Origin of the sequence: Caulobacter sp. 17J65-9, assembly GCF_010975005.1 — a bacterium.
GTDB lineage: Bacteria > Pseudomonadota > Alphaproteobacteria > Caulobacterales > Caulobacteraceae > 17J80-11.
The window spans coordinates 1-14,107 of sequence record NZ_JAAIVC010000096.1; the positions used below are offsets into that span (position 1 = coordinate 1).

General features: G+C 70.9%; 18 protein-coding genes and 1 pseudogene. 12 read left to right on the forward strand and 7 right to left on the reverse strand.

Annotated features, from left to right (window positions below):
- The 4 genes and pseudogenes from G3573_RS13945 to G3573_RS13960 all read left to right on the forward strand — a co-directional run.
- Nucleotides 1-293: pseudogene (locus G3573_RS13945) on the forward strand (hypothetical protein); the annotation flags it as partial.
- Between the two features lie 223 nt (nt 294-516).
- Nucleotides 517-684, forward strand: a complete 168-nt coding sequence (rpmG, locus tag G3573_RS13950; RefSeq protein ID WP_163261849.1) for a 50S ribosomal protein L33 — start codon at nt 517-519, stop codon at nt 682-684.
- A gap of 108 nt (nt 685-792) precedes the next feature.
- Nucleotides 793-1,656 (forward strand): hypothetical protein, encoded by an 864-nt coding sequence (locus G3573_RS13955; RefSeq protein WP_163261850.1) that lies wholly within the window; start codon nt 793-795, stop codon nt 1,654-1,656.
- 64 nt (nt 1,657-1,720) lie between these two features.
- The gene (locus tag G3573_RS13960) at nt 1,721-3,421 is read left to right on the forward strand and encodes a HEAT repeat domain-containing protein (protein ID WP_163261851.1); all 1,701 of its coding nucleotides are present in this window, start codon (nt 1,721-1,723) and stop codon (nt 3,419-3,421) included.
- Between the two features lie 8 nt (nt 3,422-3,429).
- On the opposite strand, the gene G3573_RS13965 is transcribed toward G3573_RS13960, so the two are convergent.
- Together G3573_RS13965 and G3573_RS13970 are read right to left on the reverse strand one after the other, a co-directional pair.
- Nucleotides 3,430-4,791, reverse strand: coding sequence for a PleD family two-component system response regulator (locus G3573_RS13965; protein ID WP_163261852.1), 1,362 nt, complete (start codon nt 4,789-4,791; stop codon nt 3,430-3,432).
- 12 nt (nt 4,792-4,803) lie between these two features.
- Complete coding sequence (locus G3573_RS13970; protein ID WP_163261853.1) at nt 4,804-5,169, reverse strand: response regulator; 366 nt, start codon at nt 5,167-5,169, stop codon at nt 4,804-4,806.
- 99 nt (nt 5,170-5,268) lie between these two features.
- Here G3573_RS13970 and G3573_RS22275 point away from each other — a divergent pair, with 99 nt between their 5' ends.
- Both G3573_RS22275 and G3573_RS13980 read left to right on the forward strand, forming a co-directional pair.
- Nucleotides 5,269-6,348, forward strand: a complete 1,080-nt coding sequence (locus G3573_RS22275; RefSeq protein WP_163261854.1) for an ROK family protein — start codon at nt 5,269-5,271, stop codon at nt 6,346-6,348.
- Nucleotides 6,345-7,601 (forward strand): DNA polymerase IV, encoded by a 1,257-nt coding sequence (locus G3573_RS13980; protein ID WP_163261855.1) that lies wholly within the window; start codon nt 6,345-6,347, stop codon nt 7,599-7,601. Before G3573_RS22275 ends, G3573_RS13980 begins: the two co-directional genes overlap by 4 nt.
- Nucleotides 7,602-7,812: 211 nt before the next feature.
- On the opposite strand, the gene G3573_RS13985 is transcribed toward G3573_RS13980, so the two are convergent.
- Genes G3573_RS13985 through G3573_RS13995 form a run of 3 tightly spaced genes read right to left on the reverse strand, consistent with a single transcriptional unit; the run spans nt 7,813 to nt 9,037 of the window.
- On the reverse strand, nt 7,813-8,352 hold the full coding sequence (locus G3573_RS13985) for a hypothetical protein (protein WP_163261856.1): 540 nt from the start codon (nt 8,350-8,352) through the stop codon (nt 7,813-7,815).
- Nucleotides 8,349-8,684: a PadR family transcriptional regulator gene (locus G3573_RS13990; RefSeq protein ID WP_163261857.1), complete on the reverse strand. Its 336-nt coding sequence runs from the start codon at nt 8,682-8,684 to the stop codon at nt 8,349-8,351. Before G3573_RS13990 ends, G3573_RS13985 begins: the two co-directional genes overlap by 4 nt.
- Entirely contained in the window at nt 8,684-9,037 is a 354-nt protein-coding gene (locus G3573_RS13995) for a hypothetical protein (RefSeq protein ID WP_163261858.1), read from the reverse strand. The genes G3573_RS13990 and G3573_RS13995 overlap by 1 nt, the downstream gene beginning before the upstream one ends.
- Nucleotides 9,038-9,227: 190 nt before the next feature.
- Between G3573_RS13995 and G3573_RS14000 the strand changes: the two genes are divergently transcribed.
- A complete protein-coding gene (locus tag G3573_RS14000) occupies nt 9,228-9,947 on the forward strand; it encodes a hypothetical protein (RefSeq protein WP_163261859.1) in 720 nt (239 codons plus the stop codon).
- A gap of 6 nt (nt 9,948-9,953) precedes the next feature.
- Here G3573_RS14000 and G3573_RS14005 read toward each other — a convergent pair whose 3' ends face one another.
- Nucleotides 9,954-10,253 (reverse strand): hypothetical protein, encoded by a 300-nt coding sequence (locus G3573_RS14005; RefSeq protein ID WP_163261860.1) that lies wholly within the window; start codon nt 10,251-10,253, stop codon nt 9,954-9,956.
- 110 nt (nt 10,254-10,363) lie between these two features.
- On the opposite strand from G3573_RS14005, the gene G3573_RS14010 reads away from it, so the two are divergent.
- Nucleotides 10,364-10,996 carry a hypothetical protein gene (locus G3573_RS14010; protein WP_163261861.1) on the forward strand — a complete coding sequence of 211 codons (633 nt, stop codon included), beginning with the start codon at nt 10,364-10,366 and terminating at the stop codon, nt 10,994-10,996.
- A 59-nt stretch (nt 10,997-11,055) separates the two neighbouring features.
- Nucleotides 11,056-11,658, forward strand: a complete 603-nt coding sequence (locus G3573_RS14015; RefSeq protein WP_163261862.1) for a hypothetical protein — start codon at nt 11,056-11,058, stop codon at nt 11,656-11,658.
- A gap of 2 nt (nt 11,659-11,660) precedes the next feature.
- Here the strand turns inward: G3573_RS14015 and G3573_RS14020 are convergent, their stop codons facing one another.
- The gene (locus tag G3573_RS14020) at nt 11,661-11,822 is read right to left on the reverse strand and encodes a hypothetical protein (protein WP_163261863.1); all 162 of its coding nucleotides are present in this window, start codon (nt 11,820-11,822) and stop codon (nt 11,661-11,663) included.
- Between the two features lie 131 nt (nt 11,823-11,953).
- On the opposite strand from G3573_RS14020, the gene G3573_RS14025 reads away from it, so the two are divergent.
- The 3 genes from G3573_RS14025 to G3573_RS14035 all read left to right on the forward strand — a co-directional run bounded on the left by G3573_RS14025 (nt 11,954) and on the right by G3573_RS14035 (nt 13,840).
- Nucleotides 11,954-12,577: a hypothetical protein gene (locus G3573_RS14025; RefSeq protein WP_163261864.1), complete on the forward strand. Its 624-nt coding sequence runs from the start codon at nt 11,954-11,956 to the stop codon at nt 12,575-12,577.
- Nucleotides 12,578-12,647: 70 nt separating this feature from the next.
- Nucleotides 12,648-13,106, forward strand: a complete 459-nt coding sequence (locus G3573_RS14030) for a RidA family protein (RefSeq protein WP_163261865.1) — start codon at nt 12,648-12,650, stop codon at nt 13,104-13,106.
- Nucleotides 13,103-13,840, forward strand: a complete 738-nt coding sequence (locus G3573_RS14035; protein WP_163261866.1) for a glycerophosphodiester phosphodiesterase family protein — start codon at nt 13,103-13,105, stop codon at nt 13,838-13,840. The genes G3573_RS14030 and G3573_RS14035 overlap by 4 nt, the downstream gene beginning before the upstream one ends.
- Nucleotides 13,841-14,107 lie beyond the last annotated feature (267 nt).

A 14,107-nucleotide genomic window follows, 5' to 3' on the forward strand; every position in this document is an offset into this window, starting at 1 on the left:
CGGCCGCCGCGCCCGCGGCCAAGCCCGCCGCCGCCCCCACGACCCAGCCCGCGCCGGCCGAAAAGCCGCTGGCCGCCGGCCAGGTGGCCGTGAAGGTCCAATGCCGCGGCATGCCCGACGGCGCCCTGAAGGACTGCAAGGCGCTCAGCTCCGAGCCGAAGAACGCGGACGCCGAACAGGCGGCCGTGCAGATCGCCTCGCAGCAGAAGGGCAAGCCGCCCGCCGATTGGCCGGCCGAAGGGCGGATGCTGGTGCTGCCGCTGGTCCTGACCCCGAACAAGGCCGGGTCGTAGGCGCGGGAGGAGAATCACGTGGCGGGCGTACCGGCCCGCCGCGCCCTCGCTTCGACCCGCGAATTTCGCCTTTCGGCCGCCCCTGGCGTAGAAAGCCGGGGGCGAGGCGCAAATAGCGCCGAAAGGTGGCTCTGACGCGCCTTGGGGCCGTTGACTTCGCCGCGTCCCTGAGTATGTTCCGCGCCTCGAATTTCAGCGGCCGTGGCCGCCGAGGAGTCCCGCCATGGCCAAACCGGCTTCCATCAAGATCCGCCTCAACTCCACGGCGGACACCGGCTTCTTCTACGTCACCAAGAAGAACGCCCGCACCAAGACCGAAAAGATGGTGCTGAAGAAGTACGATCCGATCGTGCGCAAGCACGTCGAGTTCAAGGAAGGCAAGATCAAGTAAGATCTCGCTTCCGAGCTGAGCTATTCGAACGCCCGGTCCGCAAGGCCCGGGCGTTTTTCGTTTGCGGCGCGGCTGAAACCGCCTCTCGACGGGGCTGGTTGCCAGCCGATGTCGCCGCCCCCGATCGAGCAGCTCTCGCTCTGGCTTCTGGCGCCTCTGCTGGCGCTGATGCTGATGGCCGCCCACGAGGTCGGCGTGCAGCTGCGCCGCTTCAACCTGCGCCGCGCCAAGGCCAAGGGCGTCGAGACCCAGGACGAGGGCTTCAGCGGCTATGCGGGCGCGATCATGGGCCTGATGGCCCTGCTGATCGGCTTCACCTTCGGCATGGCCATGGACCGCTTCAACACGCGGCGCACCCTGGTCACGGAGGAGGCCCTGGACATCGGCGCCCACTACCGGCGCCTGCTGACCATGCCCGAGCCGCAGCGCACCTGGCTGGCCAGCGCCCTGATCCAGTACCTCGACACGCGGGAGGCCTGGTCGGAGACGAGCGGTCGACAGCAGGTCGCCGCCGAACAGGCCGCCGAGGTGACCGCCCAGCGCCTGTGGCTGGACAGCATCGCCGCCCTGAGCGGCAAGAACGCCCCGCCTGACGCCGGCGCGGTGCTCGGCACGACCGAGACCATGCTGCGGGCGGCGGGGATGCGCCGCGAGGCCCAGACCGCACGCGTGCCGGTCAACGTGATCCGCGCCATGCTGGTCTACGCCGTGATCGCGGCGGTGTTCATCGGCTACGGCGACAAGCAGGGCCGCAGGCTGCTGATGCCCTCGACCATCCAGATGGTGCTGCTGGCGCTGGCCATAAGCCTGATCCTCGACCTCGACACCGCCCACACCGGGGTCATCCGGGTGGACGAAGGCCCGCTGATCCGGGTCGTCGAGCGGGTGAAGACCTTCGAAGCCAAGTGGCGGGCGGGCGAGATCCGACCCCCAACGGCGCCGACCGCGCCATCCCCCTCGCCGGCTCGCTAGTCCACCCCTTGCGATGTTCGACGACCAACGGTCTAGTTCGACCGAAGTCGTCGGGGGACGGGCCATGCGGTTGTGGATCGGCGCGATTGCGGCGCTGCTGGCGGTCACGCCGGCGCGCGCCGGGCCTATGGCCGACGCGGTCCGGGGCTGCCCGGACCTGACCGCCTGCCTGGCCGCTTTGGACCGGGTGGCGCCGGCCGAAGACACCGGCGTCTGGGCGAAGGAAACGGAAGAACTCGCCCAGATCCTCGCCAAGCTCGGACATCCCGCGAAGGCCGCCCTGCTGGCGCGCGCCACCGGAGACCGCCCGGGTTTGCGCAACTTGGCCGGCTCGATCCTGAGCGAATGGCCCGAGTTCACCCCCGCCGACGTGCCCGCCCTCGCCGAGGCCCTTCGCCTGGACCGGGGCGGCTGGGTCGCGCGCCCGTTGGGACGGATCGGGACCCCGGAAGCCATCCAGGCCTTGGTCGCCGATCTCGACACCCGGGGGCAGAGCGAGTTCGCCCTGCAGCAGCTGGGCGCGAAGGCCTTGCCCTACCTGCTTCCGTTGCTGGAGGGCGACGACGGCCGTCGCTACGGCGCCGCACGGGTGATCAGCGAGGGCGAATCGCCACCCGCCGCGGTGATCGACGAGTGGGCGCAGATCGCGCGCTCGCCCGACGAGACCCGGGGCCGACGCACCGCCGCCCTGCGCGCGCTCGAGGCGCTCGGCCCGCGCGCCCGTCACACTGCGCCCGTCCTGCGGCCGTTATTGGAAGGCCCCCCGCCCTGGCTGCGCGATCAGGCGTTCGACACCCTGCACGAGATGCGCGACCCGTTCCTGGTGCCGGCCCTGGCCGAACAATGCCGCCCGTCGGCGCCTCGCTTTGACGGCGATCCCTATCCTCACTGCGTACTGGAGTTCTCGGAATACGGGGCGGACGCGCTTCCGGCCGCTTCCGCGCTGATGCGGTTCCTGGCTTCCGAAAACGGGGCGGAGCGGGCCGCAGCCGCCTCTGCGCTGGGTTACGTGGACTATCGCCCTGCGACGCCAGACCTCGTCCGCGCCCTTGGCTCAAACGACTGGCGCGAGGTGTACGTCAGCGCGCGCAGCCTCGGTTGGCTCGGCGCAATTGAGGCCCTGCCGGAGCTCGACCGGGTCGCAGCCGTCCACTGGTTGCCCGAAGTCCGCCGCCAAGCAAGCCGTGCGGCCGTGGCCCTGCGCAGCGCCGACGGCCGGCTCGCACGACCGGCAGGCTTCCATACGACCTGGGACGTCTCCGATGGCGAACCGGCGGGCGAGCCGGGAACAGCGGACGCCTACGTCCTAGACGAGCCAGCCGCGTGCGACGACGACCGCTGGGCGTGGGATGGGAGGCGCTTCGACCTGCCCCGCGGTGAACGCGGGCTTCACAGCCTGCGCATTGGGGGCGGACGGCTGGAAGGGATCGACCGAGGTGAATGGGGCGGCGCCCTGACGTGGACGCCGACCGGCGGAGAGCCGCAGGAACTCCTCAAAGACAACGTCCACGGCCTGGCTGCGGCCCCCGAAGGCGCGGTGGCGACCTTCGGCCTTGCGCACATCGTGTCCAACTACGGCTATGCGCTTCGGGTGACACCCGACGCGACGGGCGGTTGGCGGCTCACCGAAATCGGCACGTTGCCCGGCCAGCCCGGTCCCCTGCGCGTGCTCGGTCGCGATCTTTACGCGGTGCACAGCGAGAGCCGGGTCGTGGTGTTCACGTCCAAGCGGATCCTCGGGCTCGCGACCTGCGCAGCTGAGTAACGCGGCCCCTAAGCCGCAGCCCGGGCGATGACGCGGTTGCGGCCGGCGGTCTTGGCTTCGTAGAGGGCGGCGTCGGCGCGGCGGAGCAGGCTTTCCGGGCTCTCGCCCTGGCCCGAGGCGACGCCGATGGAGATGGTCACCGACAGCAGTTCGCGCCCGTCGGCCACGCGGAAGGGCGAGCCGGCGACCTGGGTGCGGATGCGCTCGGCGATGTGGTGGGCGTCCTCCAGCCGGGTGTCGGGCATGACCACGACGAACTCCTCGCCGCCATAGCGGCACGGCAGGTCGATGGCGCGCACGTTGGTGGCCAGGCGCACGGCGAACTCGCTCAGCACCTCGTCGCCCACGTCGTGGCCGTAGGCGTCGTTGACGCCCTTGAAGTGGTCGATGTCGATGATCAGCGCCGCCACCGGCTCGCCGCCCTTGGCCGCCCGGCGCAGGAGTGCGGTCAACTGGCTGTCCATGTAGCGGCGGTTGTGCAGGCCCGTCAGCGGATCGGTGACCGCCAGCTCCAGCGAGCGGTCGAGGTTGTCGCGCAGCAGGTCGGTGTAGCGCTTGCGGCGGATCTGGGCGCGCACACGAGCGGCCAGCTCCTGGTCGTCGATCGGGCGGGCCAACAGGTCGTTGACGCCCAGGTCCAGCGACTTGACCGCCCTCGCCCGCTCGGCCGGCTCGTAGACGGCCAGGATCGGGGTCTGACGGGTGATCTCGTCGGAGCGGATCTGGGCGGCCAGCCGCAGGCCGTCGAAGCCCTTGGCCCCCAGATTGACGATGACCAGGTCGCACGGGCCGCGCGCGAAGAGCAGCGCCTTGTCCGGCCCGGCCTCGATCACCGGCCGGTGCTCGACCGCCAGCTGGGCGGCCATGCGCTCGGCCTGGCGTTCGTGGTCGTCGACGATCAGCACGCGGCCGCCCGCCCCGTTCAGGCGCGCGCCGGCGGTCTCGATGGCGCCCATGCGCCGGCCCGACGCCTCGCGCTGGCGCAGCTCGTCGATCACCAGCTTCAGGCGGGTCAGGGAGCGCACGCGCGCGAACAGCACCAGGTCGTCGACCGGCTTGGTCAGGAACTCGTCGGCCCCGGCCTCCAGGCCCTGGAGCTTGTCGTCGCGGCCGTCCAGCGCGGTGACCAGCACCACCGGAATGTGGCGGGTGAGCGGATCGTCCTTCAGCCGCCGGCAGACCTGGAACCCGTCCATGCCGGGCATCATGACGTCCAGCAGGATGATGTCGGGCTGGTCCGCGGCGGCCACGGCCAGAGCCGTCGGGCCGTCGTAGGCGGTCAGCACGTCATAGTATTCGGCCGCGAGCTTGGCCTCGAGCAGCCGGACGTTCGCCTCGACGTCGTCCACAACCAGAATGCGGGCGGTCATGGCGTCACCAACTCAGCCCAGATAGCGCCGCACCGTGTCGAGGAAGTGCACCACCGAGATCGGCTTGGAGATGTACGCTTCGCAGCCGCCTTCACGGATGCGTTCCTCGTCGCCCTTCATGGCGAAGGCGGTGACCGCGACGACGGGGATGTGGGACAGCTCGTCGTCTTCCTTGAGCCACTTGGTGACTTCCAGGCCCGAGATCTCGGGCAACTGGATGTCCATCAGGATCAGGTCGGGGCGATGAGCGCGGGCCAGGGCCAGCGCCTGCAGGCCTTCACGGGTCTGCAGGGTCTCGTAGCCCTGAGCATCGAGCAGATCATGAAAGAGTTTCATGTTCAGCTCGTTATCCTCAACGATGAGGACCTTCTTGGACATCATCCACCGAACCGCTTCATTCGGGCGCAGTCACGTGACGGACACGGCTGGCCTCTTCACGTATGTTCGTCGCACGACACTATTAAGGTCGGGTGAAGCTTGACGGTTCGTATCGGCGTAGACTTCGGGGGCACCAAGATCGAGGCGGCCGCGCTCGACGAAGACGGCCGGTTCCTCGTGCGCGAGCGCGTCTCCACCCCGCAGGACTATGAGAAAGCCGTGCGCGCCGCCGCCGCCCTGGTCGACCGGGTGGAGGCCGAGGCCGGCCGCCCCGGCACGGTGGGCGTGGGCCACCCGGGCTCGATCTCGCCGAAGACCGACCGGATCCGGAACTCCAATTCCACCTGGCTGAACGACAAGCCGTTCGGCCCCGACCTGGCCGCCGCCATGGGCCGCAAGGTCAAGCTGGCCAACGACGCCGACTGCCTGGCCCTGTCCGAAAGCCGCGACGGCGCGGGCAGCGGCGCGGGCGTCGTGTTCGCGGTGATTTTCGGCACGGGCTGCGGCGGCGGGCTGGTGGTGAACGGCGCCCTGATTCGCGGCCGCAACGGCTTCGCCGGCGAATGGGGCCACGGCCCCCTGCCCTGGGCGCGGGCGGACGAGGCGTCGGAGTGCTGGTGCGGGCGGAAGAACTGCCTGGAGACGTTTATTTCCGGCACGGGGCTGCAGAAGGACTTCACGCGGGCCACCGGCGAATCATGGACGGCGGAGGAGATCGTCGAGGCGGCGCGACTGGCGCCCCTGCCGGTGAACGGCGGGCACGACGCTTCCCTCCTCCGCTCATCCCCGCGAAAGCGGGGACCCAGTGAACCGACGGCTCCGAGGGAAGCGCCGACCTCCGATGCCGGCGAACAACCACCCGCCCTCAGCGCTCTGGGTCCCCGCTTTCGCGGGGATGAGCGGATATTGGACACCGCTCTGGCGCTGGAGGCGCACGCCCGCGCCGCGCTGGACCGCTGGATGCTGCGCACCGCGCGGGGGCTGGCCAATGTCTGCAACCTGATCGACCCGGACGTCATCGTCATCGGCGGCGGGCTGTCGAACGTGCACGAGTTCTACGAGCAGGCGCCGGCCCTGATCGGGGCCTACGTGTTCTCCGACACCTTCGAGACGCCGCTGGTCCCGGCCGCCTGGGGCGATTCGTCGGGCGTCAGGGGCGCGGCGCGGCTGTGGTCATGAAGGCGATCTGTCGCGACTGCCTGACGACGGCGAGCGAGCCCTTCCGCCGCTGCCCGTCGTGCGCCAGCCCCCGCGTGATCTCCCACGTCGAGCTGGACCGGCTGACCATCGCGCACCTGGACTGCGACGCCTTCTACGCCTCGGTGGAGAAGCGCGACCGGCCGGAGTTGCGCGACCTTCCCGTCATCGTCGGGGGCGGCAAGCGCGGCGTGGTGTCGACCTGCTGCTATATCGCCCGCCAGTACGGCGTGCGCTCGGCCATGCCGATGTTCAAGGCGCTGAAGGCCTGCCCGAGCGCGGTCGTGATCAAGCCGGATTTCGCCAAGTACAAGGAAGCAAGCCGCCACATCCTGGGCACGCTGGCCAAGCTGACCCCGCTGATCCAGCCGCTGTCGCTGGACGAGGCGTGGGTGGACCTGTCGGGCACCGAGCGGCTGAACGGCGGGCCGCCCGCCTTCCAGCTGGCCCGCGCCCAGCGCCAGATCGAGCGGGAGACGCAGCTGACCGTCTCCATCGGCCTGGCTCCCAACAAGTTCCTGGCCAAGATCGCCTCTGACCTGGACAAGCCGCGCGGCTTTTCGGTGATCGGGGCGGCGGAGGCCGAGAGCTTCCTGGCCACCCGCCCGGTGCAGATCCTGCCCGGCGTCGGCGCGCAGATGGCCAAGCAGCTCGCGGCGGCGGGACTGTCGACGGTGGGCGACCTGGCCCGGGCCGACGTGAAGGACCTGGCGCGGCGGTTCGGCGAGTACGGCCTGCGTCTGTCCCAGCTCTCCCGCGGTCAGGACGCGCGTGCGGTCGATCCGGAGTCCGAACGCAAGGGCATGAGCGCCGAGACCACCTTCAACGAGGACACCACCGCCCTGGCCCAGCTCGAGGACGAGCTCTGGCCGCTGTGCGACAAGCTGGCGGCGAAGGCCCGGCGCGACGGGATCGCCGCGCGGGTGGTGGTGCTGAAGCTGAAGACCGCCGACTTCCGGCTGATCACCCGCCGGCGCACCCTGCCCGTGCCGACCCAGACGGCGCGCACCCTGTTCAACGAGGGCCGGATGCTGCTGGCCCGCGAAGCCGACGGGCGCGTCGCCTACCGCCTGATCGGCATCGGCATGGCCGAGCTGGTCGACGCCGCGGACGCCAAGGGCGACCTGTTCGGCGACGGCGACGGCCGGGCGCTGAAGACGGAGACGGCGGTCGACGCGCTGCGAGAGAAGTTCGGCAAGGCGGCGGTGACGACGGGCCGGGCGTTGAAGCGCTGAGCCTCCTTCTCCCCTTGAGGGAGAAGGACGGAGCCCGCGCGCCGGAGGGCGCCAGCCCGCAGGCCCGCGCGGGAGGATGAGGGGTCGCACGGCCGGCGGCGGCGAAACCCCTCACCCTCCCACGCAGACCTGCGCCCGCTCTCGCGGGCTCCGGTGCGCGGGTCCCTCCCTCTCCCTCAAGGGGAGAGGGATCGCGTTCAGCTCGTCGCTATCACTTCGCAAACACCGGCCGCTTGATCAGCCGCACCGCTCCCCGCCGCAGCACCGGACCGGCCAGCGCCCAGCAGGCGACCGCCAGAGCGGCGCACAGCGGGATGATCTTCCAGCCCAGGATCTCCGGCCGGGTCGGCACCTCGGTGACGCCCCCGAACTCGAACGGGTGCAGCCACAGGCCGACATAGTCGGGGGTGAGGAACTCCAGCACCACCACCAGGGCGAAGGCCAGCGCGAACAGGTAGAGGCTGAGCGAGGCGAAGCCGATCACCGCCGCGCCGAAGCTGCGGGTGGCACGGTCCAGCACGGTCAGCAGCAGGGCCGCCGGGTTGGACTGGGCCAGGGCCTGGGTCATGCGCCAGTCCTGCAGGAAGGTACGGGCCAGGGCCTCGGGCGCGCCCAGCGCGGCCACGCCCGCCTCGCCGCGTTCGGCCAGGTGCCCGCGGATCTCCAGCACGATGCGCTCGCGCTCGTCGGCCGGCAGGGCCTTCAGGCCGGCGTCAAGCCGGCGGGCGTAGTCTTCGACGGCGGCGGTCATTGCTCGCGCTCCACGATGGTCGTCACCTGGGCGTGGAAGCGGCTCCACACCGGGCGCATCTCGGCCAGCAGCCGTTCGCCCTCGCCGGTCAGGCGGTAGTACTTGCGAGGATGGCTGGCGCCCTCGTCGAGCGCCCAGCGCGAGGCCAGCTTGCCCTCGCGCTCCAGACGGGTGAGCAGCGGATAGAGCGCGCCTTCGGTGACCAGCTCGCCCGCCTCCCCCGCCCCTTCCAGGATTTCGAGCCCGTAGCGCTCCTTGCGCCCGAGCAGCGCCAGGACGACCAGCTCGGCCGCCCCCTTGCGCAACTGCGTCTGCCAGGAACCGAGGTCCATCAGCGGGCCGGCCGGTTCAGCAGCAGGGCGGCGGCGCGGCCCAGCGGACGGGCCAGCAGCCAGCAGGCGATGGCCAGGGCCGCGCCCACCGGCACGATGTTCGAGCCCAGCAGCTCCGGGCCGGCCGGCAGGGCCTCGCCGATCATCAGGCCGAACTTGAGCGGCGCCAGCCAGAAGCCGACCTTGTCGGGGAGGATCGGGTCCATCGCCGCCACCAGGGCGAAGCTGACGGCCATGGCGTAGAGGCTGAACGCCCCGAAGCCGAGGGTGGCGGCGGCCAGGCCGCGGGCCGTGCGGTCCAGCACGTCGAGGGTCAGGTCGGCCGGGCGGACGGAAGCGAGCGCCTGGGTCATGGGTCGTTCTCCTGTGCGGGCGGGATGTCGGGTCCGGCCCATGAATACACGGTGAGGCATGATGCCTTGTTATGCAAGTTAACTTGCAGCAATGATCCCTTCGAGGGCGCGCCCGCCCCTCGCTGGACGCGGTTCGGCAAAGCCGTTAACCGTCCCGGCGGGAGGCGACGCGTCGCCTGGGGGAAGTCAGATGTCTCGTGCCCGGATGATCGCCGCCGCCTGTGCGGCCCTGTCGCTCTGCGCCGCCGCGCCGGCCCAGGCGGGCGCCGACCGCACGCCGCAACCCTATTCCGAGATCACCCCCGAGGCCGAGGCGCTGGGCGTGCGGCTGGCGCACCAGTTCTTCAGCACGGCCAAGGTCGGCAGCTGGTGGACCCAGCGGCTGAGCCGGCCGCTGACCGCGCAGAAGACCTTCAAGATCAAGTGGGAGGCCGGCGGCGAAGCCGCGCTGAGCGAAGCGGTCATCGAGGAGATGTACAACGACCTGCCCGCCCTGGAGCGCCTGGCCGGCCGCGAGTTCGCGCGCGGCATGCCGCTGGACCAGCTGAAGGCCAACGTCGAGTTCCTCGAGGGGTCGGCCGGCCGCCAGATGCTGGCCCTGGTGTTCGACCAGACGATGCGCGAGACGGCGCCGGAAAGCGCCAGCTTGAAGGAGACCGGGCTGCAGATCGTGCGGATCTACAAGCCCGAGCTGAACTTCACGCGGGCGTCGGACGACAACTATCAGCGGATCCGCAACTACCTGGCCTACTCGCACGAGGGCCAGACCCTCATGGTGCTGCTCAACCGCGCCGAGGACCGGATGGAGACGCTGATGCTGGCCGAACTGACCCCGGGCGTGGTCGCGCGCTACGAGGCCAAGATGGCCCCGGTGCGCGCCGCGCGTCCCGCCGCCGGCGGCAAGCGCTAAAGGGCGTCAGCCCAGCTTGATGATGGCGGTGGCCGCGGCGACCAGGGCGCCGACGATGGCGACGAACTGAACGAACTGAGCGTTCATCCGCTTGGAGATCTCGACCGTCTGGTTGGCGATCGCCGTTTCGATCCTCGACTGCATCAGTTCGAGATCCTGCCTGGTCGGTCGGGTGTCCAGCGCTTCAGCCATGGCGTCCGCGAAGGCGCGCCGCTGGGCGGCGGCGTTCTTCTGGGTAACACCGGCGCCGACGAGCTGTTCCTCGAAGGCCGCAGTGTCGAACAGGGGCTTACGCTGGACGCTCATGTCCCCTGGATAGCAGAAAGCCGAGCTTGTGGCGACGGCGCCGCCGCGCTGGATACGGGCGGAGAAACGCGCGTTTTTCTATGGGGACGTCACGCGCGCAGGCCTTGTCGATGCCGAGCGCTTCTCGCCGCCAGAGTTTCCGCCGCCGACTGGCCGCGGCCGGGCTGAGCGCGGCGCTGGCGAGCGCCCTCCCCGCCTCCGCCCAGACGCCCGAAGCCGCCCCGCCGCTCACTGAACCCGAAGCCCGCGGCGCCGAGCTGGCCCGCGCGTTGATGCAGGCCATCGATTTCCGCGGCTATCTGGTGCGTGAACTGAGCGGGCCGGAGTTCGCCGCGGCGCACGGCCTGGACGCCCAGCCCGGCTGGGAAACCCGCCTGCAGGCCGCCGCGGCCGCCGAAGTCGACGCCCAGGCGCCGCTGCTGGAGCTGAAGGCCGGCCGGCTGTTCGCGATGAGGTTCACCGCCCGCGAGCTGGACGCGGTCAACGCCTTCCTCAGGCAGCCCGGCGGCCAGGCCCTGCTGGCCTATGCGAGCGGGCTCGCCGCCGGCCAGGCCCCGCCGGCGCCGTCGGGACGGGCGCGGGTCGAGGTCGACGCCTTCTTCGCCACGCCGGAAGGCAAGTCGTTCAAGACCAAGGCCGAACATCTCGACGACCTGGCCGACCAGCTGAAGGGCGAGATGATGGACACCCTGGCGGCCGGCGTGGTCGCCCGCTTCGAAGATGCGGCGAACGCCGGGCCATAGCGCGCTGGACGACGAGGGGCCGCTTGCCTAGCTTCGCCCGTCTCGGGGGAGGTCATCTGATGTCGAACGCCACCACTATTCGCCGCGTCCTGGCGGCTGTCGTCGCGGCGGGTGGACTGGCGCTCGCCGGTTCCGCCTCGGCCCAAAGCGTGGACAAGGAAGCGCTCGGAACTTCGATCGCGCACGAGCTGTCGTCGGCGCTGAACTTCAAGGCCATGCTGATCATGGCCGCCCAGGAGCCCGACGGCGCCGAGGACCTGCTCGGGCGGGCGCCCAAGCCGGGCACCGAAGGGCTGCTTCAGGAAGCGGCCGTCGAGGAGATCGAGCACGACCTTCCGGCGATCGAGGCGATCATGGGCCACGCCTTCGCCCAGAGGCTCTCGGCCAAGGACATGCAGGCCGTCACCGAATTCCTCAGGACGCCGACGGGCCGCGCGTTCCTGAATGTCCTGGCGAACCCCGACACCGCCGGCCCCGCCATGCCGCAGGAGGACAGGACCAGGCTTCTCGCCTTCATGGAGACGCCGGCCGGCCAGGCCTTCACGGCCATGCTGGACGACATCGAGACCGTCCTCGACACCATGGAGACGGAAGTCATGGCCGAACTTACGCCGGGCGTGGTGCGCCGCTACGAGGCCAAGCTCGCGACAGCCGGCAAGTAGCCTCAGCCGTTCGACTTCAGGATCTCGAAGATGGTCGGGATGCCGTAGATCAGGAACAGCACCAGCGCGATCGACGACAGCACCGCGGCGACGATCAGCGTGCTCTTCGGCCGCTCGCGCTCGACGGGGTGGTGGTCGTGGTGATGGTGGATGTGGGCGGCCATGGCAGCCTCCTCGCGACGCCCCTCATCGCAGAACGTGACCCCGGTCCCGACGTTCCGCGCGCCAGCTTTGCTGGACGGCGTTCAGCCGCCTCGCTACCCTCGGTTGAACCTGTCGTAGAAAGCCCTGTCCGATGTCGAAGCTCCGTCGCCCGCTGGCCGGCCTGGCCGCCCTGACCGCCGTCGCCGCCCTGGCCGCCGCCGCTCCGGCCGCCGCGCGCGACGCGCAGACCGACGCGCTCGGGACCGAACTGATCCACACCCTGCTGGCGCCGATGGATCTCAAGCAGGTCATGATCAAGGGCATGGAGTCGGAGTTCGGCGATCTGGCCAAGAACGGACGCCCGGAGTGGCCGGCCCTGATGGTCGAGGCGGCCAACGAGGAAATCGACCACGACCTTCCCGCCATCGAGCGGCTGTTCGGTCACGCCCTGGCCGAGAACACGTCCGCCGCGGAACTGCGCGAGATGAACGCGTTCCTGACCACCGAGGGCGGCAAGGCCCTGCTGGTCGTGATCGGGGACGCCGCCGCCGAGCGGCCGATGACCCCCCTGTCGAAGAAGGCGGAAAAGGACGTCGAGAAGTTCATGCGTACGCCCGCCGGCGTCAGCTTCCAGAGCAAGATGCAGCGCATGGAGAAGCTGCTCGCGCCGTACGCCCCGGATCTCGCCGCCGAGCTCGTGCCGGGCCTGCTGCGCCGCTTCGCCGACAAGGCCGAGGCCGCCGAGAACGCCCGTCACGCCGGTGCGGGCCGCTAAGGACGCGCGGCGCCTCTTCCGCCTTTCGCCGCGGCCCGCTAAGCAGCGGCGAAAGCTGACGGAGCGTCACATGTCCAAGATCGAAGCCCGCCTCGCCGAACTCGGCATCACCCTGCCGGAACCGCCGGCCGCCATCGCCACCTATGTCGGCTTCGTGCAGACCGGCAACCTGATCCACGTCTCGGGCCAGGTCTCGACCGACGCCTCGGGCGGCGTCAAGGGCACCGTCGGCGTCGACGTCGACTTCGACACCGCCGTGAAGGCCGCGCGCCTGTGCGGCGTCAACATCATGGCCCAGCTGAAGGTCGCCCTGGGCGACCTGGACCGCGTGGTCCGCATCGTGAAGCTGGGCGGCTTCGTCCAGGCCGGCCCGGACTTCTACGACGTGCCGAAGGTGATCAACGGCTGCTCGGACCTGATGGTCGAGGTGTTCGGCGACGCCGGCCGCCACGCGCGCGCCGCCGTCGGCGTCTACAAGCTGCCGGTCAACTTCGCCGTCGAAGTCGACGCCGTCGTCGAGGTGAAGTGAGCCGGGCGCACGCCCTGCTGAACGGCCCGGCCTTCGCCCATCGCGGGCTCTGGAGGCCGGGCGGACCGCCCGAGAACTCGCTGGCGGCGTTCGACGCCGCCTGCGAGGCCGGCTACGGCATGGAACTCGACGTGCGGCTGTCGGCCGACGGCGAGGCCGTGGTCTTCCACGACGACACCCTGGGGCGCCTCACGGGGCGCCAGGGCCGGGTCGACGCCCTGACCGCCGGCGAACTGGCCGGCGTGCGGCTGGGCGCGACGACCGAGACCATTCCCTCCTTGCGCCGCGTGCTCGACCTGGTGGGCCGGCGCGGCGTGATCCTGATCGAGCTGAAGACGCCGGTGGGCCGCGAGGGCCGGCTGGAACGCCGGGTCGCCGACCTGCTGGCCGATTTCCGGGGCGAGGCCATGGCCATCGGCTTCAACCCGGCGGCGGTGGGCCTGATGCGGGCGCTGGCGCCGCGCCTGCCCCGCGGCCTGAACGCGTCCGGCCACGTCGACGAGAGCGGCCGCACGGTCGCGCCGGACCCCGAGCGCGCCTACACCGACCGCCAGCTGGAGCTGGCCGCGCCGCACGCCCTGATCCCCGGCAAGGACCTGCTGCCCGGCCGCCGGGTGGCGCAGCTGCGCGCGGCTGGCCTGCCGGCCGCGACCTGGACGATCCGCTCCCCCGCGGAAGCCGCGCGGGTCGAGCGCCACGTCGACAACATCATCTTCGAGGGTTGGCGGGCGTAAGATCTCCCCCCGAGCGTCAGCGCTGGGGGGAGCAGGCGGCTGCAAGCCGCCGTGGGGGGCTCCAGCGGAGCGCGCGGGTTCAGCCCCAACTTCCGCTCATCCCCGCGAAGGCGGGGACCCAGAGCGCGACGCATAAAGAGTCATCAAAAGCGCGGCTGAAGCGCAGTACGCGCCGGCCGACGGTCTCGCACCTGGGTCCCCGCCTTCGCGGGGATGAGCGGATGGGTGTCGGATAAGGCGCGCTCCGCTGGAGGGGCCCCCCCTCGC

Coding starts and splice junctions, on each gene's coding strand:
- G3573_RS13955 (WP_163261850.1), top strand. CDS start 793: ATGTCGCCGCCCCCGATCGAGCAGCTCTCGCTCTGGCTTCTGGCGCCT.
- G3573_RS14010 (WP_163261861.1), top strand. CDS start 10,364: ATGCCGAGCGCTTCTCGCCGCCAGAGTTTCCGCCGCCGACTGGCCGCG.
- G3573_RS14015 (WP_163261862.1), top strand. CDS start 11,056: ATGTCGAACGCCACCACTATTCGCCGCGTCCTGGCGGCTGTCGTCGCG.
- G3573_RS13960 (WP_163261851.1), top strand. CDS start 1,721: ATGCGGTTGTGGATCGGCGCGATTGCGGCGCTGCTGGCGGTCACGCCG.
- G3573_RS13995 (WP_163261858.1), bottom strand. CDS start 9,037: ATGACCCAGGCGCTCGCTTCCGTCCGCCCGGCCGACCTGACCCTCGAC.
- G3573_RS14005 (WP_163261860.1), bottom strand. CDS start 10,253: ATGAGCGTCCAGCGTAAGCCCCTGTTCGACACTGCGGCCTTCGAGGAA.
- G3573_RS13965 (WP_163261852.1), bottom strand. CDS start 4,791: ATGACCGCCCGCATTCTGGTTGTGGACGACGTCGAGGCGAACGTCCGG.
- G3573_RS13970 (WP_163261853.1), bottom strand. CDS start 5,169: ATGTCCAAGAAGGTCCTCATCGTTGAGGATAACGAGCTGAACATGAAA.
- rpmG (WP_163261849.1), top strand. CDS start 517: ATGGCCAAACCGGCTTCCATCAAGATCCGCCTCAACTCCACGGCGGAC.
- G3573_RS14020 (WP_163261863.1), bottom strand. CDS start 11,822: ATGGCCGCCCACATCCACCATCACCACGACCACCACCCCGTCGAGCGC.
- G3573_RS13985 (WP_163261856.1), bottom strand. CDS start 8,352: ATGACCGCCGCCGTCGAAGACTACGCCCGCCGGCTTGACGCCGGCCTG.
- G3573_RS14030 (WP_163261865.1), top strand. CDS start 12,648: ATGTCCAAGATCGAAGCCCGCCTCGCCGAACTCGGCATCACCCTGCCG.
- G3573_RS13980 (WP_163261855.1), top strand. CDS start 6,345: ATGAAGGCGATCTGTCGCGACTGCCTGACGACGGCGAGCGAGCCCTTC.
- G3573_RS13990 (WP_163261857.1), bottom strand. CDS start 8,684: ATGGACCTCGGTTCCTGGCAGACGCAGTTGCGCAAGGGGGCGGCCGAG.
- G3573_RS14025 (WP_163261864.1), top strand. CDS start 11,954: ATGTCGAAGCTCCGTCGCCCGCTGGCCGGCCTGGCCGCCCTGACCGCC.
- G3573_RS14000 (WP_163261859.1), top strand. CDS start 9,228: ATGTCTCGTGCCCGGATGATCGCCGCCGCCTGTGCGGCCCTGTCGCTC.